The sequence below is a fragment of the Candidatus Kryptonium sp. genome (genome assembly GCA_025060635.1).
Lineage (GTDB): Bacteria > Bacteroidota > Ignavibacteria > Kryptoniales > Kryptoniaceae > Kryptonium.
Genome location: JANXBN010000001.1, coordinates 731,933 through 755,084 on the forward strand (window position 1 = coordinate 731,933; position 23,152 = coordinate 755,084).

The 23,152-nt window shown below is 35.9% G+C and carries 23 protein-coding genes; 16 read left to right on the forward strand and 7 right to left on the reverse strand.

Annotated features, from left to right (window positions below):
* From NZ923_03520 to NZ923_03545, 6 genes are read right to left on the reverse strand one after another with little or no spacing between them, the layout of a single operon-like run.
* A complete protein-coding gene (locus NZ923_03520; protein MCS7229089.1) occupies positions 1-747 on the reverse strand; it encodes a ZIP family metal transporter in 747 nt (248 codons plus the stop codon).
* Between the two features lie 13 nt (positions 748-760).
* Positions 761-2,173 carry a sodium:solute symporter gene (locus tag NZ923_03525; GenBank protein MCS7229090.1) on the reverse strand — a complete coding sequence of 471 codons (1,413 nt, stop codon included), beginning with the start codon at positions 2,171-2,173 and terminating at the stop codon, positions 761-763.
* Positions 2,170-2,676, reverse strand: a complete 507-nt coding sequence (locus tag NZ923_03530; protein MCS7229091.1) for a thioredoxin family protein — start codon at positions 2,674-2,676, stop codon at positions 2,170-2,172. Before NZ923_03530 ends, NZ923_03525 begins: the two co-directional genes overlap by 4 nt.
* Positions 2,673-3,296: a uridine kinase gene (gene udk, locus NZ923_03535; protein MCS7229092.1), complete on the reverse strand. Its 624-nt coding sequence runs from the start codon at positions 3,294-3,296 to the stop codon at positions 2,673-2,675. The genes NZ923_03530 and udk overlap by 4 nt, the downstream gene beginning before the upstream one ends.
* Positions 3,293-4,027 carry an rRNA pseudouridine synthase gene (locus tag NZ923_03540; protein ID MCS7229093.1) on the reverse strand — a complete coding sequence of 245 codons (735 nt, stop codon included), beginning with the start codon at positions 4,025-4,027 and terminating at the stop codon, positions 3,293-3,295. The genes udk and NZ923_03540 overlap by 4 nt, the downstream gene beginning before the upstream one ends.
* A gap of 3 nt (positions 4,028-4,030) precedes the next feature.
* Complete coding sequence (locus NZ923_03545; GenBank protein MCS7229094.1) at positions 4,031-4,630, reverse strand: DedA family protein; 600 nt, start codon at positions 4,628-4,630, stop codon at positions 4,031-4,033.
* A gap of 149 nt (positions 4,631-4,779) precedes the next feature.
* Here NZ923_03545 and NZ923_03550 point away from each other — a divergent pair, with 149 nt between their 5' ends.
* The 4 genes from NZ923_03550 (at position 4,780) to fbp (ending at position 9,712) form a co-directional block, all read left to right on the forward strand.
* The gene (locus NZ923_03550) at positions 4,780-4,992 is read left to right on the forward strand and encodes a CDGSH iron-sulfur domain-containing protein (protein ID MCS7229095.1); all 213 of its coding nucleotides are present in this window, start codon (positions 4,780-4,782) and stop codon (positions 4,990-4,992) included.
* Between the two features lie 72 nt (positions 4,993-5,064).
* The gene (locus NZ923_03555; GenBank protein MCS7229096.1) at positions 5,065-6,810 is read left to right on the forward strand and encodes an ABC transporter ATP-binding protein/permease; all 1,746 of its coding nucleotides are present in this window, start codon (positions 5,065-5,067) and stop codon (positions 6,808-6,810) included.
* An 18-nt stretch (positions 6,811-6,828) separates the two neighbouring features.
* Positions 6,829-8,655 carry an ABC transporter ATP-binding protein/permease gene (locus NZ923_03560; GenBank protein ID MCS7229097.1) on the forward strand — a complete coding sequence of 609 codons (1,827 nt, stop codon included), beginning with the start codon at positions 6,829-6,831 and terminating at the stop codon, positions 8,653-8,655.
* Between the two features lie 52 nt (positions 8,656-8,707).
* A complete protein-coding gene (gene fbp / locus NZ923_03565) occupies positions 8,708-9,712 on the forward strand; it encodes a class 1 fructose-bisphosphatase (GenBank protein MCS7229098.1) in 1,005 nt (334 codons plus the stop codon).
* Between the two features lie 36 nt (positions 9,713-9,748).
* Here the strand turns inward: fbp and NZ923_03570 are convergent, their stop codons facing one another.
* Complete coding sequence (locus NZ923_03570) at positions 9,749-9,916, reverse strand: hypothetical protein (GenBank protein ID MCS7229099.1); 168 nt, start codon at positions 9,914-9,916, stop codon at positions 9,749-9,751.
* Between the two features lie 264 nt (positions 9,917-10,180).
* On the opposite strand from NZ923_03570, the gene NZ923_03575 reads away from it, so the two are divergent.
* The 12 genes from NZ923_03575 (at position 10,181) to NZ923_03630 (ending at position 23,136) form a co-directional block, all read left to right on the forward strand.
* The gene (locus NZ923_03575; GenBank protein ID MCS7229100.1) at positions 10,181-10,510 is read left to right on the forward strand and encodes a YtxH domain-containing protein; all 330 of its coding nucleotides are present in this window, start codon (positions 10,181-10,183) and stop codon (positions 10,508-10,510) included.
* A gap of 66 nt (positions 10,511-10,576) precedes the next feature.
* Positions 10,577-10,963, forward strand: coding sequence for a hypothetical protein (locus NZ923_03580; GenBank protein MCS7229101.1), 387 nt, complete (start codon positions 10,577-10,579; stop codon positions 10,961-10,963).
* A gap of 28 nt (positions 10,964-10,991) precedes the next feature.
* On the forward strand, positions 10,992-13,091 hold the full coding sequence (gene fusA, locus NZ923_03585; GenBank protein ID MCS7229102.1) for an elongation factor G: 2,100 nt from the start codon (positions 10,992-10,994) through the stop codon (positions 13,089-13,091).
* Positions 13,092-13,290: 199 nt separating this feature from the next.
* A complete protein-coding gene (glgA, locus tag NZ923_03590; GenBank protein MCS7229103.1) occupies positions 13,291-14,799 on the forward strand; it encodes a glycogen synthase GlgA in 1,509 nt (502 codons plus the stop codon).
* On the forward strand, positions 14,796-15,446 hold the full coding sequence (gene gmhB, locus NZ923_03595; GenBank protein MCS7229104.1) for a D-glycero-beta-D-manno-heptose 1,7-bisphosphate 7-phosphatase: 651 nt from the start codon (positions 14,796-14,798) through the stop codon (positions 15,444-15,446). Before glgA ends, gmhB begins: the two co-directional genes overlap by 4 nt.
* The gene (locus NZ923_03600) at positions 15,394-16,539 is read left to right on the forward strand and encodes a hypothetical protein (protein ID MCS7229105.1); all 1,146 of its coding nucleotides are present in this window, start codon (positions 15,394-15,396) and stop codon (positions 16,537-16,539) included. Before gmhB ends, NZ923_03600 begins: the two co-directional genes overlap by 53 nt.
* Positions 16,540-16,545: 6 nt before the next feature.
* A complete protein-coding gene (locus tag NZ923_03605; protein ID MCS7229106.1) occupies positions 16,546-17,763 on the forward strand; it encodes a hypothetical protein in 1,218 nt (405 codons plus the stop codon).
* A 5-nt stretch (positions 17,764-17,768) separates the two neighbouring features.
* On the forward strand, positions 17,769-19,043 hold the full coding sequence (locus NZ923_03610) for a tetratricopeptide repeat protein (GenBank protein MCS7229107.1): 1,275 nt from the start codon (positions 17,769-17,771) through the stop codon (positions 19,041-19,043).
* Between the two features lie 93 nt (positions 19,044-19,136).
* A complete protein-coding gene (rpiB, locus tag NZ923_03615; protein MCS7229108.1) occupies positions 19,137-19,577 on the forward strand; it encodes a ribose 5-phosphate isomerase B in 441 nt (146 codons plus the stop codon).
* A 253-nt stretch (positions 19,578-19,830) separates the two neighbouring features.
* Positions 19,831-21,342 carry an N-acetylmuramoyl-L-alanine amidase gene (locus NZ923_03620; GenBank protein ID MCS7229109.1) on the forward strand — a complete coding sequence of 504 codons (1,512 nt, stop codon included), beginning with the start codon at positions 19,831-19,833 and terminating at the stop codon, positions 21,340-21,342.
* Positions 21,343-21,346: 4 nt separating this feature from the next.
* On the forward strand, positions 21,347-21,898 hold the full coding sequence (locus NZ923_03625; protein ID MCS7229110.1) for a hypothetical protein: 552 nt from the start codon (positions 21,347-21,349) through the stop codon (positions 21,896-21,898).
* A 20-nt stretch (positions 21,899-21,918) separates the two neighbouring features.
* A complete protein-coding gene (locus NZ923_03630) occupies positions 21,919-23,136 on the forward strand; it encodes a 3-hydroxyacyl-CoA dehydrogenase (protein MCS7229111.1) in 1,218 nt (405 codons plus the stop codon).
* The last annotated feature ends 16 nt before the right edge of the window (positions 23,137-23,152 follow it).

Consider the following 23,152-nt stretch of genomic DNA (forward strand, 5'->3'; position numbering starts at 1 on the left):
TTAGTGAACTATTTTATGTAAAAAGTCAGCGGTCATGTAAAAAAGGAGCATACCAATGAAAACGACAAGTGGTGCAAGTTTTGTTTGTGAGTTATTTATCTCTGGGATCAGGTCGGTTGTTCCAACATATAATCCAATTCCAGAAATGAAAGCGAATAGATATCCAATAAGTTTTTCGCTTATTTGTGGTATCACAAGACCAAGTAAAACGCCCGCAAATGTCGCAAATCCAACGAGTGAGGCAAGAATTAAAGATGTATGCACTTTTCTGCCAGAAGCTGAAATAACCGAAGCAACCGTCATCCCTTCGGGAAGTTTATGAAGGAAAATCCCAATGAAAAGTAGAAGCCCGATTATATAATCAAATTTTAATCCAATTGCTATAGCCATGCCATCAAAGAAAGCGTGGATGAAAAGTCCAAAGAAAATTGAATAACTTGCGGTTTTTGAAACTATATGTTCAGTGTGAGTTTCCTCGCCAAAGTGTAAGTGTGAAACAATTGAATGTTCAAAGAAGTGAAGCGTCGCATAGCCAAGCATGATCAAAATCGGTGCTGTTTCACCAATCGCTTCTACTGACTCCGGAATAAGCTGCGTAAGAACGAGCGCGACAATAAATCCAGCTCCAACTGCAAGCAAGTAATCTTGAAATCTCCTCGGCCATTTTTGCGTGAAGAATATGATCAAACCTCCAAGTATCTCTGCAATCGTTGCTACTAATCCAAGTGTTAAAATCAAAATGGTCATTTTTCACTGAACTTTAGTTTAAGATGAAACCGAAAATTACGAAGAAAATCAAGGCAAGTAAGCCAGCAGTAATTGCGTAAGGTAATTGTGTTTTGACATGATCAATATGGTCACAAGCAGATGCCATTGATGAAACTATCGTTGTATCCGAAATCGGTGAACAGTGATCTCCAAAAACGCCGCCACTTAAAACACTTGCAACAATAATTGATAAATTTGAATCAAGAGCTATCCCTGCTGGGACTGCGATAGGCATCATTATGGCAAAAGTTCCCCAACTTGTTCCAGTTGCAAATGAGATAAAAGATGAAGTCAAAAAGATCAAGGCAGGTAAAAGCGCAGGATCTATAAATTTACTCGTGACATATGCGACATATTCACCCGTTTTCAATTCTTTGCATACAGCACCTATTGCGAAAGCAAATGTCATCAAAACAGCAAGCGGGATTAAGCCACCCATACCTTTGAGAGTAAGTTCAATTGTTTCGCGGATTGATAATATTTTTTGAGATTTGTAAAGTATACCTGCAACAAAAATTGAAGCCATAACAGCCCAAAGAACAGATGTTGAACCAGAACCATTTGCAATGTTTCCATTTCCAGTAATATAAAGTCCGATTGGCATCATCAAGATCATCGTTAAAATGGGGATGATCATATTTCTTGCTTTTGGATTTGCAGTTGGCTTAGGTAAAATGTTAAGAACATCGTCTGCGATAAGTGGTATTGCGCCATCAGCTATAACTTTGCCTTCGTGGAGCGCTCTTAGCTCTGCTTTTTTCATCGGACCGAAATCAAAACCTGTCAATGCGATAAATAAAACCAAAAGTATAGCAAATATGGCATAAAAGTTTAAAGGGAGTGCCGAAATGAATAGTGAAATTTCGTTTGTAACACCAACTTGAGTTAACAATCCAATCACATATGCTCCCCATGCGTTAAGTGGTATCATGATACAAACGGGAGCGGAGGTTGAATCGCAGATATACGCAAGTTTTTCTCTTGAGATTTTAAGTTTATCAAAAATTGGTCGCGAAACCGTCCCAGTGACAAGAGATGTGATGCTTGATTCAACAAATATGCTCATTCCGATAGCCCAGGCGAAAAGCTGTGCCTTCCTTCGTGAATTTATGAACCCACGATTTGAAACTAAATTTACAAAGCCGTGGACTCCTCCAGATCTTTGCATCAAAGCGATCAAAGCACCAACAAGCGCACTAAAAATTATAACTCGTGTATTGCTCGGTTCTTTGAAAACATTTATTATCCCATCAATTGAGCTTGCAAGACCAACAATAGGATTAAAATCAGATAAAATAGTCCATCCGAGCCATATCCCGATAAAAAGCGAAGTATAAACCTGTTTGGTTATCAAGGCAAGGATTATCGCCGAAAGCGGAGGTATGACCGAAAGCCATGTGTTCATTTGATCTGACTTAAAATTTTTGCAATGTGTTTTATAAGTGTTTCCTGTGGATGTTCAATTATTCTTCCAATTTCTTTGTTGTTTTCAAAAAAGATAAATGTTGGGACCCTCGTGATGTTATATTTGTCTGTTAAGCCGTTTAACCTTTTATCTCTATCAAGCCCGATGACTTTTATACGTTTTCTTGAAACACCTGCTTCATCCATTATTCTCATAAATTTTGGGACATGCTCTCTACTGTCTGGACACCAAGTTCCGAGGAAAATCAAGACATCAAACTTGTTGGCTTTTGATTTTATTACATTGAAACTTTCAACATCGTCAATTGTATATTTTGAATATCCATCGCTGTACCATTCAAATGATTTGTCTTCAAGCAACTTAATTGGAAATTCGCCGATAATTATTTTAGTGTTTCCTCTTTCAATGATTGAGTATTTTTTAGTTGCACAGGAGTTTAAAAACAGAAGAAGGATGATTGAGATGCTCAAAATTTTTCTCATTTTTTGTCCTCCAACATTGTTTTTATTCTTGACACCACCATTTCAATTGCGACTTCATTTTCACCGCCCCTTGGGATTATGACATCCGCCCATCTTTTGCTTGGTTCAACGAATTCAAGATGCGATGGCTTTACGGTTGAAATATATTGGTTTATCACCGATTCAAGCGTTCGCCCTCTTTCAAGTATATCTCTTTTTATTCTTCTTAACACTCTCTCGTCCGCATCAGTGTCAACGAAAATTTTTATGTCCATTAAATCCCGAAGTTCCTTCTCAACGAAAACAAGTATACCTTCTATTATTATCACATCTTTAGGTTCTATGTGCTTTACTTTTTCAAGCCGTCTGTAAGTTGTAAAATCGTAAATTGGGACATCAATCGGTTCATGGTTTTTTAGTTTCTTGACATGCTCAATCAAAAGTTTTGTGTCAAGAGCGTCGGGATGATCAAAGTTTATCTCCTCAATCTTTTTACCTTCAAATTGCGAGATGTCTTTATAATAGCTATCGTGTTCAAGTATGATGACTTTGCTTTCGCCAATTCTACTTGCTATTTTTTTCGCAACGGTTGTTTTTCCAGAGCCAGTTCCTCCAGCGATTCCGATAACGAGTGGCTTCATTTGAAATATCCCGGCGCTATTTGTTTGAGTTCCTCTTGGTTTAAAAATCTCCATTCACCCGGTTTTAGATTTATATCTGTAAAGTTTCCGATTTTAGTTCTTATCAAATTTTCAACTTTATAACCGAGTTTTTCAAACATTTTTCTAACCTGCCTATTTTTCCCCTCGTGAATTTCTATTTCAATCCAGCAGGTTTTGGGATTCATTTTAACAACTTTTGCTTTGGCAGGCATTGTTTTGTATGTTTGTCCGTCTATTTCAATATCCATCCCAGATTGGATCTTTTGCAAATCTTCCAACTTTATTCGTTTATTGATCTTTACGAGATATGTTTTTGAAACTTTTGACTCAGGATTTGTGATAAAATCAGCGAATTTATTATCATTTGTTAAAATTAAAAGTCCTGATGTATCCTTGTCAAGTCGTCCTGCTGGAGCAATCCATTCTTTAATGTTGACGATGTCATAGATCGTTTTCCTGTTTAACTCATCTTTTCGCGTTGTCACCACACCTTTTGGTTTATTTAAAACGATGTAAATTTTTGGTTTTCGTGTTAAAATCTTCCCATCAACGGCGATTTTATCTTTTTTGAGGTCAACCCTGTATGATGGATTTGTTATAATTTTTGTGTTCACACTTACCCTTCCGCTTAAAATTAGCTCCCTTGCGACAGTTCTTGAGGCGTATCCAAGTTTTGAAAGCGCTCGTTCAAGCGAAACACCACTTTTCATATTTCAACTGATATACTTAATTAAGACGAAACCAAGTATCAACAAAATTATGAAAAGAATTGTAAGCCAATCAAAGTATTTATCAATGAATGTTTTAACCTTTGGACCGAAAAAGTAAATTAATCCTCCAACCAAGAAAAATCTTGCAGGTCTGCTCAAAGCAGACGCAACAACCAAGGTTTGAAAATTAACTTGAAAAGCACCAGCAGCGATAGTGAAAACTTTATACGGAATTGGAGTAAAACCAGCAATCGCAATTGCAACGAACGCGTTTTTGTCATACATAATTTTCACAGCGTTATACTCGTCTTGAAGATGGTAAAATTCAATTATTTTTTTGCCAATAATTTCATAAAATTGAAAACCGATTAAATACCCGAACATTCCGCCAAGCACCGACCCAATTGAGCAAATAAGCGCATATCTAAAGGAAAGGTGTGGTTTTAGGAGAGCGATTGCGATTAATAAGACATCAGGTGGTATTGGGAAAAAGGATGATTCTGTGAAAGCAATCAAAAAGAGGGCAAGCCCAGCATAGGGTTTGTCTGCAAAGTTTTCAACCCATTTTTTCAGTTCAAATAAAAATTTTGATACTTTTCGCATCAACCTTATCTGTGATTACTTTTTTAACTTAAACAAGTTAAAAATGTTAAACCAGAAATTCAAGTTTAAGATTAAGACGCAAAATTTTGCGGATTTGTAAAAGTCGCTTTGTTTTGTTAAGTTAAAACAAAAAGCGAGGTGGTAAAATGATGCGAATAAAGGTAAATGAAAATGGACCTTATGTGATTGAGATAGAATCTGGAAATTTTGAAGTTGAATTGGGTTCAAAAAAGGAATTAATTGATAAAAAGACGATCGCTCTTTGTAGGTGTGGCGGTTCTGAAAATAAGCCGTTTTGCGATGGCACACATAGAAAAATTAACTTTTCTGCGGGCTCCGCAAACATCAAGGTAAATGTTTAAAAATCTTAAGTGAAATTTCTTTCGTTTCGTTCGCGGGTAAAATTTTACTAAATCAATTTTCGCGGGAATTTTATGCGTTCTCTGCTTGAGCTTAAGCCATACATTTTTAAATACAAAAAGTTATTTTTGCTTGGACTTTTAGCGATACTTTTTAGTGAAGCATTTTATGTTTTAATTCCGATTTTAATTGGTCGTGCTGTAGATAGCTTGAAATTTGGGGTGACGGGTGAAAAGCTTCTTTGGTTTGCCTCACTTGTAATTGGTTCAACGCTTTTAAGTGGCATTGCTTCTTTCTTCACGAGACAGACGATAATCGTTGCATCAAGGAAAATTGAATATGACATGCGAAATGATTTTTATCGCCATGTCCAAGGTTTGCATTATCTTTATTTCAGAGATAAGAAGATAGGTGATATAATGGCTTATGCTACAAATGATATACCTGCGGTTAGGAACTTCCTCGGACCTGGAATAATGTATTCAATTGAAACAGGGATTGAATTTGTTGTTATACTTGCCATCATGTTTTCAATGAATTTTAAACTCACGCTGATAACTTTAATTCCACTTCCGTTAATTTCTTATCTTGTTTACAGGGTTGGAAAAATAGTTCACGAACGATACGAGGACATACAAGAGCATTTCGGGACTATGACAACGGCAGCACAGGAAAACATTTCGGGAATAAGGGTGCTGAAATCTTATGTTCGGGAAGATTACGAGATTGAAAAGTTTAGGAAGTTAAGTTTTGAATATATGCTGAAAAACATAAAACTAATAAAAGTTCAATCACTGACATATCCTTTGATGATAATGATAACAGGAATTTCAATCATACTTGTTGTTTGGTATGGTGGATATCAAGTTATAATGGGTGTGATGACGCTCGGGCAGATAACATCTTTTTTGATTTATCTCGGATATCTGATCTGGCCGATGATTGCTTTTGGTTGGATAGTCAATCTGACTCAAAGAGCATCTGCTTCAATGGATAGATTGCTTGAAGTTTTCAAAGTTGAGCCGAAGATCAAAGATACGGAGGAAACAGATTTTACGATCAAAGAGATAAAAGGTGAGATTAAGTTTAAAGATGTTTGGTTTAAATATCCGGACTCTGAAGATTATGTTTTAAAAAACATAAACCTTGAGATCAAGCAAGGGCAAACTGTTGGAATTGTTGGATATACAGGAAGTGGAAAGACGACGCTTGTTAATTTGATACCAAGGTTGTTTGAACCTGATAAAGGTGAAATTTTTATAGATGGTGTTAATATCAAAAGAATTCCGCTTAAGGTTTTGCGCGAAAGTATCGGGTATGTTCAGCAGGAGGTTTTCTTGTTTTCAGATTCGGTGAAAAATAACATAAAATTTGGGGTAGATGGGGTAAGCGATGAAAAAATTTTTGAAGTCGCAAAGATCGCTCACATTTATGATGAGATCATGGAATTTCCAAACAAATTTGATACTATCGTTGGTGAAAGAGGTATAACATTATCAGGTGGGCAAAAGCAAAGAGTCGGGCTTGCACGAGCCTTGATAAAGGAACCAAAAATTTTAATACTTGATGATTCATTTTCTTCTGTAGATGCATACACGGAAGAGATGATTTTAAAAAACTTGAAAAACTTTAGGAAAGGAAGGACGACGATAATTATAAGTCATAGGATAACAGCAGTTAAGGACGCTGATTTTATTGTTGTTCTTGATGATGGCGAGATCGTTGAAATTGGCATGCACGAGGAACTTCTTCAACTTGGTGGAGTTTATGCAGACCTTTATCAGAAGCAAATTTTAGAAGAAGAACTTGAAAAAATATAAAATGAGATTTTCCTTCATATGCACGATTTCAGAGATGATGAAATACTTGGCAAGGCATATGATTCAAAATTGATGAAACGACTTCTAAAGTATGTTAAACCTTATTGGAAACAAGTTATATTTGCTGTTTTTCTCGTCTTGATACTTGCAGTGTTGAATCCATTGCGACCATATATAACCAAATTCGCAATAGATGATTATATCCTTAAATCAAATTATGAAGGGCTTACCAAGTTAGCTTTGCTTCTGCTTGGAATTTTGTTTCTGCAGGGGATTTTACAATATCTGTTAAGCTACACAACCGAATGGATAGGTCAGAAAACGATTTTTGATTTAAGAATGGAAATTTTCGCTCACCTGCAAAGACTTGCGCTGAGATTTTTTGATAAAAATCCCACTGGACGACTTGTAACGAGAGTCACGAACGATGTTGAATCTTTGAACGAAATGTATTCATCTGGTATCGTTCTCGTGTTTGGGGATATATTTACGATCATTGGAATTTTATATTTCATGTTTAGCTTAAGTTTTGAGCTTTCAGTTGTAACTTTAAGCGTCTTGCCATTGCTTTTTTACGCTACCTTCTTGTTCAGAAAGAAGGCCAGAGAAGCATATAGAGAGGTAAGGACATTAATTGCTCGGATAAATGCGTTTCTACAGGAGCATTTTTCTGGTGTTAGCGTCGTTCAAGTTTTCAACAGGGAACAGGAAGAGTTTAAGAAATTTGACAACATAAATGCGAAATACAGGGATGCAAATATAAGATCAATTTTTTATTATTCTGTTTTCTTCCCGGCTGTTGAATTAATAAGCGCAATTGGCGTTGGTCTTATAATTTGGTATGGAGGGGGTAAGGTTTTGGAAGGAACCGTCACAGTTGGTGTGTTGATTTCTTTTCTACAATATACAGAAATGTTTTTCAGACCTGTAAGGGATTTATCCGAAAAGTATAACATCTTCCAAACTGCGATGGCTTCAGCTGAGAGAATTTTTAAACTTCTTGATACCAAGGTTTTTATAAAGCCACCCGATGATCCAATAAAACTTGAGAAAGTTCACGGCGATATTGAGTTTAAAAATGTATGGTTTGCATATAGAGATGACGGCGAGATGGTTTCGGATGATGAGTGGATTTTAAAAAATGTTTCTTTTAAAATTAATGCTGGTGAAAAGGTCGCGATAGTTGGATCCACCGGTGCTGGTAAGAGCACGATTATAAATTTAATATGCAAATTTTACGAACCTCAAAGAGGACAAATTTTGATTGATGGGGTAGATATAAAAAATGTTGATGAAAGAGAATTAAGAAGACATATAGCGGTGGTTTTGCAAGATGTGCAGTTATTTTCCGGAAACATTTTGACAAATATAACACTTGGAAACGAAAAAATACCTATTGAAAAAGTTGTTGAATCAGCTAAATTAATCGGGGCTGACAAGTTTATTGAAAGGTTACCGAATGGTTATTTTGAGCCAGTTCAAGAAAGAGGAGCAAATCTATCTGTTGGCGAGAGACAGCTTATTTCATTTGTGAGGGCTTTGGTTTATGAGCCGAAAATTTTAATACTTGATGAGGCAACCTCAAGCGTAGATGTTGAAACAGAAAAGATAATTCAAAATGCAATTGAAAAATTACTTGAGAACAAAACCGCAATAATCATTGCTCATAGATTATCAACAATTCAAAATTCGGATAAAATAATTGTTCTTCACAAGGGTGAGGTTCGCGAGGTCGGAACTCACGATGAGCTGCTTGCCTTGAAGGGAATTTATTATCGTCTTTATCAATTGCAGTATAAAGATAGAAAAACGAAGTTCGTTAATGTATCGGGGATAACCAAGTAAGCCATCTTAAAAAGATGGCTTTGATAACAAAAAAATCAAAGGAGGTTAAGTCATGCAAAGAATTATTACAATTGAACGATTTATAATTGAGCGGGAACATGAGGTTCCCGGCGCAACTGGAGAATTTTCAAAACTTTTGACGGATATTGCTCTAGCGTCTAAAATTGTCTGGCGCGAGGTTTCAAAAGCAGGACTTGTTGATATCATCGGTTCAACGGGCAAAATTAACATTTCGGGGGATGTTGTTCAAAAACTTGATGAATTTGCGAATGAGATATTTATCAATGTTATGCAAAAAGGGGGACATCTTTGTGTTATGGCAAGCGAAGAAAGCGGGCTAATTGAAATACCGGAAGAGCTTGCGAAGGGTAAATATGTTTTGGTTTTTGATCCGCTTGATGGAAGTTCAAATATTGATGTAAATGTTTCAATAGGTTCTATATTTGGAATTTTCCGCCGCGTGACTTCTGGCGGTAAAGGAACAGAGGAGGATATACTACAACCTGGGAGAAATCTCGTCGCAGCTGGTTATGTAGTTTATGGTTCAAGTACTATTTTGGTTTACACTACTGGAAATGGTGTCCACGGGTTTACGCTTGATCCAAGCATTGGTGAATTTTTGCTTTCGCACGAGAACATCAAAATTCCGAAAAAGGGCGATATTTACAGCGTGAACGAAGGATATTATGAAAGATGGGATGAGAATATGAAAAAATTGATCAACTATCTTAAAGCTGAAGATAAAGCAACTGGAAGACCTTACAAGTTAAGGTATGTCGGGACTCTTGTTGCTGATTTTCATCGTACTCTTTTGTATGGTGGTATCTTTATGTATCCGGGCGATTCTAAAAATCCGGAAGGAAAGTTAAGGTTAATTTATGAAGCGGCACCACTTGCCTATGTTGTTGAAAAAGCTGGTGGAAGAGCAAGCAACGGTTTTCAAAATATACTTGATATAAAGCCAACGAATTTACATCAAAAAACTCCGCTTTTCATAGGGAGCGAGGAAGATGTGAATCTCGTTGAGAAATTTTTGCAAGGCAAATATGAAGATTAATAACAAAGGGGCTCATTTCGAGCCCCTTTTTTAATTTTATCCCCCTTCGTGATGTTCAATGTTCATCTCAATCCATTTTGAGATAAACTCAACTACATCGTTCCATAATTTAATTTTCTCTTCAAGCGTTAAGTTTGCCGTTTTGATGATGTTTTCAATTTCATTGCAAAGGTCTTCGGGCAAGTTGAGGTTTTTTTCTTCCATTGTTTCGCTCCGATTTTTGTTGCTTTTAAAGTATTTTATTCCCGCTTTTTCTCGTCATCTTTACTATTGAAAGAACATAGTTGGTAGTTTTTCAAAATTTAAAGATTTTCTAATAAAATCTCAACAGGCTGTAAAGAAGGGTGGGGAAATATGGGATTTCTTGTATATTATGGCACAACTTAAACTTGCCAGTTCTTGATTTTTTATGCTATACTTTTTATCTTATCTTTGAGTTTTTACAAAATAAAATTTTGGAGGTTGGAGATGGCTCAAAATAATAACGAAGGGATGTTCAAAGGATTTTTAATTGGTTTCCTCGCTGGGAGTGCGCTTGGGGCGATACTTGCTATGTTATTTACACCGAAGAGCGGTAAAGAAATGAGATCTTTGATTAAAGAAAAATCTGGAGAGTATCTTGGTGAAGCAAAAGCGAAAGCGGAGGAAATTATTGAAAAAGCGAAAGAAGAAGCTGAAAAGATTAAAAAAGAAATTGATGAAATAATTACGACTGCAAAACAAAAAGTTGAAACAGTAAAGGAAGCAGTGAAGTCAGGCGTTGAAACTTATAAAGAAGAAACTAGAAAGAAAAGTTAGATCCAGGTAAGGCAAGACACTATGTCTTGCCTTTTTTATTTTTAAAAATAACTTCAACAAGGTGGCATGGAGATATTAATTCAAATCTTAACTGCTTTATTACTTGCAAGCGCAGTTGTTGTCCTTATTTATCTTGTTGTTGTCTTTGCCAAATTGAAAACATTGATAGAAAACTTAAACCGGACGACTAAAGAAATTAATTCAAAATTACCAACGATTCTTGAGAATCTTAAAAAAATTTCAGAGCAGCTTGCGGATGTGACCTCAAAAGCTCAATCCCAATTTGAAACCGTCCAAAACTTATCTGAATCAGTTCAATCTTATTTCAAAAAGCTTCGCGGAATTTTCTCGCCAGATAGTTCTTCATCTGCGGAAGGTCTGCCATTCGGCTTAACAAAAATTTTTGCTTTGATAAAGGCAATTCGCACTGTCATCGCAAGATTAAAGACATAAAACATAAAAAGATAAGGAGGTAGATAAAGTGGCGAAAGAATATACGACGGAAAAAATCAGAAACATCGGATTAATTGGACATGGGGGTTCTGGTAAAACATCGTTCGCAGAAGCAATCCTTTATAGCGCTGGGGTAACAACTCGGCTTGGAAGAGTTCAAGAAGGAAATACCGTTTCGGATTACCATCCTGATGAAATTGCACAACAGGTCTCAATCAACTTGTCCCTTTTGCATTGCGAGTGGAAGGATACTAAAATTAACATTATTGATATGCCTGGTTATGCTGACTTTATTGGTGAAGTTAAAAGTGGTTTAAAGGTAAGTGATACCGCTCTCCTTTTTGTTAAATCCGTTGAGGGTGTTGAAATAGGAACTGAAACAGCGTGGGAGTCAGCTAAAGAAACTGGGAACAGCGTTATTTTCATTGTTAACAAGCTTGATGCCGAACATTCAAACTTTGATAATGTAGTCAATCAGATACGGGAAAGATTTGGACATGAAGCGATTGTTGCTCAATTCCCTGTAAATCAGGGAACTGGTTTTGATTCCATCGTTGACCTTGTTAGAATGAAAGTTTTGAAATTTTCAAAAGATCTTTCTGGAAACTATACCGAAGAAGAAATACCGCAAAATTTAAAGGAAAAAGCGGAAAAATTAAGAGAAGAACTAATAGAATCAATCGCTGAAACAGACGAAGAACTTTTGAATAAGTTTTTTGAGAATGGTGGATTAACGGATGAAGAATTGAAAATTGGTTTTATGAAGGCTCTTGCTGAAAGAAAAATTTTCCCGATTTTCTGCGCTGATGCATATCATAACATAGGAGTAAAGTCCATTCTTGATTTCATAGTTGATTATTGTCCAAGCCCAAACAAAAAATCTGTTGAAGCTATATTAAAAAATTCTACACCGCAAACGATAAATTTAAATTACAATCCTTCCGGCGAACCAGTTTTGTTTGTTTTTAAAACAGTTTCAGAAGCACATGTCGGTGAATTTTCATTTTTCAAAGTTTATTCAGGAACAATTACTCGTGGAATTGATCTTGTAAATCAAAGCAATGGCACGATTGAAAGGTTAAGCCAGCTTTATGTGATGAACGGTAAAGAAAGGAAAGAAGTCCAAAAGTTTTATGCAGGAGATATCGGCGCAGTTGTTAAATTGAAAAATACACACACAAATGACACTCTTTCAACAAAAACATTTCCAGTTGTAATTCCACCTATTAAATTCCCAGAACCAGTTATTCAATTTGCCATTATATCAAAGAACAAGGGCGAGGAAGAAAAAATCGCAGCAGGACTACATTCGCTTCACGAGGAAGATCCAACATTTGTCTTCACAGTTGATAATGAATTACAGCAAACGATAATCAGCGGGCAAGGGGAAACTCATCTAATGATAATTGCGAAGCGATTAAAAGAGAAATACGGAGTTGAAGTAGAATTGGGTGAGCCCAAAATTCCATATCGTGAAACAATAAAAGGTAAAGCAAGGGAACAAGGTAAATATAAAAGACAAACTGGTGGAAGAGGTCAATATGGAGATGTTTGGCTTGTCCTTGAACCTTTACCAAGAGGTGGAGGATTTGAATTCGTTGATGCAATAGTTGGAGGTGTTGTACCAAGAAACTATATTCCTGCCGTTGAAAAGGGAGTCCGTGATACAATGGCGAAAGGTGTCCTTGCAGGTTATCCAGTGATTGATGTCAAAGTTACGCTTGATTATGGTTCCTATCATCCTGTTGATTCATCTGACCTTGCTTTCCAAATCGCAGCGTCAATGGCTTTTAAGAAAGCTTTTATGAATGCAAATCCAGTTTTGCTCGAGCCGATTTATGAAGTAGAAGTTAAAGTTCCAGAAGAGTATATGGGAAGTGTGATAGGTGATATTTCAAGCAGGAGAGGGAAGGTAATAGGGATGACTGCTGAGGGAGCCTATCAAGTCGTCAAAGCATATGTTCCACAGAAGGAGCTTTACAGATATTCATCTGCTTTGAGGTCCTTAACGCAAGGTCGTGGGATTTTTACCGCAAGATTTTCGCATTATGAGGAGGTTCCAAAAGAAATTGCGGACAAAATCATAGCTGAAGCCCAGAAGCAAAAGGAAGCAGTTGAGGAGGAATAGGATTAAATCTAAATTTTTTAAGTTCAAATCCCCTCCAATCTTTTTTGGAGGGGATTTTTTATTTATAAACCTGTGGTATAAAATTTGTAGCTTTGGCGCAGTTTAGGGGCAAATTGTTTATTACGATTTTTTTTGTTAAATTTTAAAAAAATTTTCGTGTCTTCGTGGAAAAATCTAAAAAATTCACGAGGAGTTTTTGATGGCTCAACCTCTCAATATCCTCTTTCTTTCCAGTGAAATTGTCCCATTTGCAAAAACAGGTGGGCTCGCCGATGTTTCCTTTGCTCTTCCCCAAGCGATAAAAGAACTTGGTCATGAGATAAGAGCGATGATGCCTAAATATGGATTTATTAGCGAAAGAAAATTCGGAATACATGAAATTGTCCGCCTAAGAGATATGGATATCCCAGTTGGAGATAAACTTCAAAAAGGAAGCGCAAAGGCCTCTTTTATCGTCGGACAAAAAGTTAAAGTTCAAGTATATTTCCTTGAAAATGAATTTTATTACAGTCGTGACGGTCTTTATGTTGATTCAAAAACAAAAAAAGATTATCCAGATAACGACGAAAGATTCATATTTTTTTGTAAGGGAGTTATTGAAACGCTCAAGAAGTTAGGGTGGAGACCAGATGTAATTCACTGCAATGACTGGCAAACCGCACTTGTTCCAGTTTATCTTAAAACGATTTACAAAGATGATCCATTTTTTAAAGGAATAAAAACGGTTTTGACAATTCATAATATCGGATATCAAGGAGTTTTCCCTAAGGAGTCATTTTACAAATCTGGGCTTCCAGATGAAATTCTACCGCAGGTAGAACACAACGGAAATTTCAATTTTCTAAAAGCTGGTATACTTTATGCTGATGTTATAACCACCGTGAGCCCGACTTACGCGAAGGAAATAATTTCTGATGATGAATTCGGAGCAGGGCTTTCTGAAGTGCTTAAAAAAAGGAAAAAAGATATTTATGGAATTTTAAATGGTGTTGATTATTCTGTGTGGAGTCCTGAGAATGACAAGTATATTCCCGTTCCGTATAGCATTCAAACGATAGAAACGAAGTATGAAAATAAAAAGGCTCTTTTGAAACATTTCGGGCTTGAATATGATGAGGAAATTCCAGTTGTTGCGCAAATTTCAAGGCTCGTTGATCAAAAAGGATTTGATCTAATTGAGGAAGTGATTGATGAAATGATGAAACTTAACATTCAATATATTGTCTTGGGCACAGGAGAACCACGCTATGAAGAGATGCTTGAAAAGGTAAAGAAGAAATATCCTAAAAAAGTTGGAGTTCATATAGGATTTAGTGAAGAACTTGCTCATCTTATTGAGGCAGGAGCTGATATATTTCTCATGCCATCAAAATACGAACCATGTGGTTTGAATCAGATGTATAGTTTAAGATACGGAACTATCCCAGTAGTCAGAAAAACCGGAGGACTTGCTGATACAGTTGAAGAGTTCAATATAAAGACAGGACGAGGAACTGGATTTTTATTTGAAAGATATTCAGGTCAAGATCTATTGAAAGCGTTAAAAAAAGCATTGTCAGTTTATAAAAACCGAAAAGCATGGTTGAAATTGATGAAAAACGCAATGACAAAAGATTTCTCTTGGACGATGTCCGCAAAAAAATATGTTGAACTTTATCAAAAACTGATGGCACAACAAAAAAAGACGCGAACTGTTAAAGCGAAATGAAAAACTTAAATGTCGCTGTATTCCTTGATAGAGATGGGACAATTAATGAAGATGTAAATTTTTTATCTTCACCAGAACAACTCGTTCTCATAGATGGTTCTGCCGAAGCAATAAAAGAGGCAAATGAGATTGGTTTAAAGGTTATCGTTTGCACAAATCAAAGTGGAATTGCGCGAGGTTATTTCACGGAAGACGATTTGCACAAGATCCACAAACGACTTGATGAGTTGCTCGCTGAAAAAGGGGCAAAAGTAGATGCTTATTATTACTGTCCTCATCATCCAACCGAAGGGACTGGAAAATATAAACTTGAATGCGAATGTAGAAAACCTAAGAATGGAATGCTCAAGCGCGCCTCGCAGGAGCATAACATTGATTTGAAAAGATCATTCGTTATAGGTGATAGACTTTACGATATTTTAGCTGGAAAATCTTCAGGTGCGACCACGATCCTTGTTTTAACTGGCTATGGCAAGGAAGCATATGAAAAATGTAAAAGCGAAAACCTTGAACCAGATTTTATCGCAAGAAATCTGAAGGAAGCAATGGAAATAGTTAAAAAAATAATAACTCAAGGCAACGGCGGTTTAGAAAATGACAACAAAAATTTATCTCAAGAGAATGAAAAAGACGCTTTGGAAAAATAAAATGAAACGAAACTTATTAATATTATCTTTCTCACTTATGACTACTTTTTTTCTCTCAGGATGCGCAAAGGAACCAAATGATGTCGGATTCGGGCTTTTACCAGAAAACGAACTTTTTAATGTTAGGGTATATGAAGATTCCGTAGAAATTTATGCAGAAAACATTGAAACATTTATATCAAATTCTACTTCAAACATTTTGCTCATTGGAAATTACGATAACATCTCCTGTGGTATATTAATTCGTTTTGATATTCCTGATACACTTAAGGACATTAAAATGGAATGGGCTCAAATAAGATTATTTAGATCAAAATTTTTCATCGGAGATAGCACTATACCAATTCACTTTACTGCTCACAAAGTTTTATCTAACTATTATGATACGCTCTATGAAGCGCGAGCTATAGGTGAATTTAGGGGCGTTCCTGATTCTGTTAATTATTTTAAAATAGATACAGGAGTAGTGAGGGAATGGCTTAACGGGAAAAATTATGGGCTTTACCTGAAGCCGCGTAATTCTGGTGTAATCAGAGGATTTAACTCACTTGATGAGATGCTTTTCACGCCTGCTCTTGAAATCGTCATCCCAAAACAGGATAAGCTAGATACAATAAGATTTTTCTACGGAAGCGACGGCTATATAGCAAGGTTAAATGAAAGAATTGATACAAACTACATTGTTTTGCAGGCAGGAGTTGGTATAAGAAGCATTTTGAAATTTGGTATTTCAAATCTTCCCAAAAATATAATTGTAAATCGTGCTGAAGTCGTTTTATATCTGAAAGAAAGAAAGAAGTATGGTGGAGGTGTTGATTCGCTATTGGCTAGTTTTATAACTGATGTTGATTTAGCCAAGAAATCAATTGGTGGTTTTGAAGGTAATTATCTCGGCTTGAGGAATCAACTTGACACGATTGAATATACAATTCCAGTCACAACTCCAGTTCAGCGCTGGGTAAATGGCGAGGCGAATAATGGAATTTTAATAAGACCTTTTTCTGAAGTAGATAACTTTGATCGTTTCGTTTTTTATTATAAAACTAAGCGACCTAAATTGAAAATTTATTACACAACAAAACCTGGGATTTAAATCAAGATGAGATTTAAGTTTTTAATTCTCTTTCTTTTTGTTTACTCAATCTCAATAGCAAACGGTTCTATTTACTCACGATTTGGCATAGGTATTTTGCGCTTTTCAACTGTTGATAAAACCGCTGGACTTGGTGGTCTTGGAATCGCCCTTTTTGATCCGATTTATATAAACCGATACAATCCAGCTTTGTGGAGCGAAATTGCAAGAGTGAGAGTTTCTGGAGGTTATCTTTATGAAGGTACATCAATTCAAGATAAATTTAAAAATACTTTTTTAACGAGCGGGAATTTTGACGGTGTTTTATTTGCAATTCCTCTGTGGAAAAGACATGGCTTAACATTTGCAACTGGCGTGGTGCCATTTAGCAAGGTAAGTTACAGCATCAAAAAAGATTCAATTGTTGAAAGTAGATATTTTACACAATGGTATAAAGGCGAAGGTGGAATTTCAAGTTTTATTTTCGGGCTTTCGTTTAGACCATTTAATAAGTTGAGCATTGGAGTAAGAGGTGAGTATTACTTTGGGACAATAATTAATTCATGGGATACAGATTTTGGAAGTTCAGAGTTCTTTTTTTCAAACATAAAGCGTGAGAGGAGTTATTGGGGGTTGGGATTTACCGCAGGAATTGCATATGGTCTCGGGGTAGGGAAGAATTCTGTAACTGTTGGATTTATATTTTCTTCACCTGTCAATTTGAAAGGATTAACGACGATTGAATATATGGTTCCTGTTGTAGGAAGTTCAAATGTTACGGAAACAAGTGAATTAAGCTCAAAACTACCATATAGAGTTGGGTTTGGACTAAGCTACTTCATATCTGATAGAGTTCAATTTTCTGGTGATGTTTATTATCAAAACTGGAAAAAGTTCCATATTAATGGCAAACAGTTAAAGGAGATAACGGATGCTTTGAGGGTTGGCGCTGGACTTGAGGTTTTGCCATCAAGGGAGGTTTTTGCTGGATTTTTTAATAAAACCTCTTACAGATTTGGAATTTTTTACAACAAAACATATTTTAAAATAGATGAGAAGCAAATAAATGAGTTGTTCTTTAGCGTCGGTTTTGGTTTCCCTATAAGTTTTGATACCAGATTGAATTTGGCGGTTGAGTATGGTGTGAGAGGAAAAATTGAAATAGTTAGAGACAGAATTTTGAGAATTTCAATCGGAGTTAACACTGGAGAAATTTGGTTTGTAAAACAAAAGCTTGAGGATTAATAAAAATGAAAAAAATAGTTTTGCTTTCGCTTCTTGTTTCTGGGATAATTTTTGCACAGGGAACGAAGCAGGATTCAATTGAGGTTTTGAAGAATTGGTCTTTGTTCTATGAATATTTCAAGACGGGGGATTATGTAAGTGCGTATCCGTACGGATGGAAAGTTATGGAAATGCAGCCGACGAGGTTTAAAACTCTTTATAAAGCAATGGAGAGAATTTATTTAAAATTCTATGAGGAGGCGCCTCAAGACCTGAAGCAAAAGTATGCAGATACTCTTTTGATAATCTACGATAACGCAATAAAGTATCATCCTGAAAATGCGTCAGAGTATTATTTGAGGAAAGGATATGTTCTTGAGAATTATTACACAGGAAGAGATAACGAAGCAATAGTTGCTTATGAGAAGGGAATTGAATTGGATTTTGAACATACAGAGTTTTATTATATTGATCGTCTTGGTGTGCTTTATATAAAGCATATGGAGGAAAATCCAGATTATAGAGAAAAAGCAATTGAACTATATCGCAAAGTCCTTGATAAAGATCCGCAAAATGTTACAGCAAATGATAGGCTAAGGACACTTGTTAAGGATATAGCTGAGTTGATTGAACTTAACAAAAAGCGACTTGAAGTAGATCCAGAGAATACCGAGCTTATATGGACAATTGCAAATCTTTATATTCGTGCTGAAGATTATAAAAGCGCAATCCCGTATCTTGAAAAATTAACAAAAAAATTCCCAGATAACGAAACATATTGGAATCGCCTCGGTTATTGTTACCAACGCGTGGGTGAATATAGAAAGGCGATTGAGGCTTATAATCGTTCGTTGAAAATAAATCCAGATGCGAAGGAAATTATACTTAACATTTCTGTTTGTTATCGTGAGCTTGATAACTTTGAACAGGCTAGGCTTTGGGCAAGAAGAGCTATGGCCAAGGACAAAAATTGGGGGAGACCATACCTTGAGATAGCTCAGATCTATGAAGCAACCGTTGCAAGGTGTATAAAAACAACAAAAGGTGGGGATTGGACAAAGATTGAATTCACAGATAAACTTGTCTATCAACTTGCAGTTGAGTATTATGAGCTTGCTAAAAGGGTTGATCCAAGCGTCGCAAACGAAGCAAATCAAAGAATAAAAAATCTTGAAACTCTCGTTCCAACTCAAGAAGATTATTTCTTCAACAAGAGGAAAATAAAAGATGGCAAGATCCCAATAGCAGGTGGATGTTATGATTGGATAGGTGAGAGTATAACAGTTCCATATAAAATATGATTTAGCAATGGTTTAAATAAGTTAACAGTATGTTTTCGTTTCTCCCGCAGGCGTTTGCCTGCGTTTTTATTTTCAAAATAAAGGTTTCCCTCTATGAAAATAGCAATCGCAAGTGATCACGCTGGATTTGAGTATAAAGAAAAACTGAAAGAACTGTTAAGGGAACTCGGATATGAACCTATAGATTTTGGCTGTTTTTCACCTGATTCAAGTGATTATCCTGATTTCGCATATCCAGCTGCGAAGGCAGTTGGAAATGGTGAATGTGAAAGAGGTATATTTGTGTGTGGAACGGGTATCGGAGTTTCTATAGTCGCAAACAAAGTCAAAGGTGTAAGAGCTGCTAACTGTTGTTCTGTTGAAGAAGCAAAACTCTCAAGACAGCATAATGACGCAAATGTCTTAACATTTGGGGCAAGGCTTATACCGTGGGAACTTGCTAAGGAGATCACTAAGGTCTGGCTTGAAACTGAGTTTGAAGGTGGAAGGCACGAACGAAGAGTTGAAAAAATTCATAAGTTAACGGGACTTTGAATCTAATCTGTTATTTAGAGAATCTCGCTAATTTGCCGCTTTATTTGAAAAAGCGAATCTTTGACATTTGTTAAGGGTTTTGATAAATTTATTTAAAAATGATGCTCTATGTGATATGGTTATTCCTCTTTTTGTATTGGGGTTTTCATCGTTCGTTGTGAGGCGTTGACATATTTATCGGAATGGTTAGTTGAAATTAATCAATTAAGTTAATGAGAGGGTGACGCTGAAAAAAAGAAAACAAAATTTTGAAATGTTCGTTAAAGCATTAATTGGATACCTTGCTTTGTTATTTTTGCTTTCCGGAATTTCAAATGCAGATGTTTTCAAGGTTAAAATAAACGACAAGACAGAGCTAATACCTGCCTTTCGCGAAGCTAAAACTCTTTATATTTCTTTGCCAGATCTTTTAAACCTCTTAAAAATAGATTTTAACTCCGATACGATAAACAACCGGCTTACATTTAAGGTCTCTAATTACACCTTTAAGCTTACATCTGAGAATCCGTATATCGTTGTGTCTTCCGAAAATGAGACAAGAGTTTTTCAACTTCCTCTTGAGGTCATTTCAGGTGCGGGGAAAATTTATGTTCCTGTTAAGTATTTTTCAGAGATCTTTTCCCGATACTTTCCATATAACTTTAAATTTGACGAAAAGAGCAATTCAATAATTGTCTCAATACCGACACCAGCTGATGTAAAATTGCCAAAATTTGATGTTTATAGGGTAGAGTTTGATAAAAGAAGCAATGGTTATCTCTTGAGAATCTTAACAGCGAGAAAAATTACAGATTACGAAGTATGGCTCGGTAGGAACAATTGGCTTTATATAACAATTGTGAATGCCAGCGTTGATATATCAGAATTGAAAAAGGTATCTTTTTCAGAACTTTTTAGTGATGTTGAAATCATACCTTATTCTCAATCAGTTCAATTGTCTTTCAAGCTAAAGCCAAGAATAAAACATTATGAGGTTGTTCCTAATAAAGACGGGACAGATATTTTAATAGCACTTTACACAGATGAAAAGACCTCAAATCTTGAAGATGTGAAGAGAAAATTTCTACTTGATGTTGTCGTGATTGATCCGGGGCATGGTGGTAAAGATCCGGGGGCTATCGGTGTTTACGGGACTTATGAGAAGGATATAACTCTTGGCGTTGCAAGAAAATTGAGGACACTGCTTGAAAATTCGGGTCTAAAAGTTATAATGACAAGGGAAAGCGATGAATTCGTTGAGTTATACAAGCGCGGTCAAATTGCAAATTCAAATGGTGGGAAACTTTTCATAAGTTTGCATTGTAATTCAATGCCATATAAACCACATGGTGCAAATGGATTTGAGGTTTACATTTTAAGACCAGGTAAAACCGAAGATGCAATCAGGATCGCTGAGAGAGAAAACGCAGTTATAAAGCTTGAAGAAAACTATGAAGAAAGATATAAACATTTAACAGATGAAAGTTATATTTTAACTGCTATGGCTCACAATGTTTATGTCAAAAACAGCGAAAGGTTTGCTGAAATTTTAAGCATTGAAGCAAAAAGAACACTTGATATAAAGGTCAATGGGGTTAATCAGGCTGGGTTTTATGTTCTTGTTGGTGCTTCAATGCCAAGTGTTTTAGTTGAGATGGCTTATTTATCAAACCCAGAGGAAGAAAAATATCTCCGAAGCGAAACGAATCAGTGGAAAATTGCGAGAACTATTTTCAATGCTGTTAAAAAATTCAAGGAAGAATATGAATCTTCAATTACAGATTAAATTTTTGGCGTTTCTTATAGCTTTATCATTCTCAAGTTTTGAGACATTCGCTGGTGTAAAGGAGGCTCTTAAATTCGCTCGTGAAGGGATTGACAAAGCTGTTGAGGTTGCCCCGAAGGTCAAGAAAAGAAAATCCTTTGATAGCAGAAGTTATTATCCTGAAGAGCCTAAAATTTTATACAAAGTTTCAATGAAAAGAGATACAACTGGCGAGATTATAGTAAAGTCAACAGGCTTCTCTGAAATTGATGAAGCAACTCTTGAGATAAGACTCTCAAAAATTGAAACGCTTGAAATACTTGAGAAAGCAATTCTTACAGCATGGGATATGGTGAACAGAAAAAATTTTGTGAAATCCGATAAGAAAACAGACAGGATTGAGATGAAAATTCAAAATTACAATGTGAAAATAAATGTAAAGTTTGAGGGTTCGGAACAAGCAGACATCAAAATTGCAAAAATAAAAATCGTGGTTGAAAACCCAGATGAGGAATTTGAAAAAGGCACAATTCAGGCAATAAGGAGATATAGAGTTTCAGATGGTAGCTTCATTTAAAAACAAAAAAATAATAAAAAATGAACACTGTTGGAGTCGTTGGAGCAGGAAGAATGGGGAGCGGGATCGCCCAAGTAATGGCGCAAGCTGGCTATGATGTGATACTTTTTGATATATCAAATGAAACTTTGCAAAACGCGCTTGAGAGAATTAAAAGTCATCTTCAAAAAGCAATTGAAGTCGGAACTATTAAGAAAGAACAATTTCATAGCATTTTAACTAAAATTCATCCTACGACTAAGTTAAAACATTTTATAAGTGCAGATATAGTCTTTGAGGCAGTGATTGAAGATATTGATGTCAAGCGGAAAATTTTTCAAGAACTGGATGATAGATGTCCGCCATCAACTATACTTGCAACAAATACTTCTTCAATGTCTGTTACTAAAATCGCCTCTGCAACTGAGAATCCATACAGAGTTATAGGTACTCATTTTTTCAATCCTCCATATGTTTTAAAACTTGTAGAGGTTGTAAAAGCTCAACATACTTCACATGAAGTAGTTGAAAAGACAGTCGCTTTCTTAAAGGAAATCGGACATTCACCAATAATTGTGAAAGATTCGCCCGGTTTCATAGTTAACAGAATATCAAGACCCCTTTATCTTGAGCCGTTGCGCGCTTACGAAATTGGATTTGCTGGAATAGAAGAGATTGATCAAGCGTTTAAACTTTTCGGTCTTGAACTCGGACCATTTGAAATAATTGATTATGTTGGACTTGATGTGAATTATGTCGTTTCAAAATCAATATACGAACGATTTAACTATGAGGAAAGGTTTAAGCCAGTTGCTTTCCTTGCGCGTCTTGTTGAGGCAGGTTTGCTCGGGCGAAAAACAAATGCTGGTTTTTATTACTATGTTGGAAAAGAAAGGAAGATTCAGGAGTTCTTAAAGCGTGAAAAAATTAGTTATAAATTCAGTAAAAAGTTTCTAAACCTCGCTGATACGATATGTAAAAAAATTTTGAGCCAAAAAGATGAATTGAATTTATCTCAAAAAGTTGTGCTTGCCTTGACGATCTCAATGATCGTGAATGAAGGATATTATTCTTTGATGGAAGATCTTGCAAGCGTTCAAGATATAAATCTTGCCTTTCGGCTTGTTAGATTTCCAGCTGGTCCGTTTGAGCTCGCAGAGCAGATCGGTTTGAAAAACATTGTTAATTTTTTGAATCTCGCCCGTGAAGAATTTATGTCGGAAAGATATAAACCAGCTTTGCTACTTGCTAAAGTTTAAATAAATAAATTTGCCC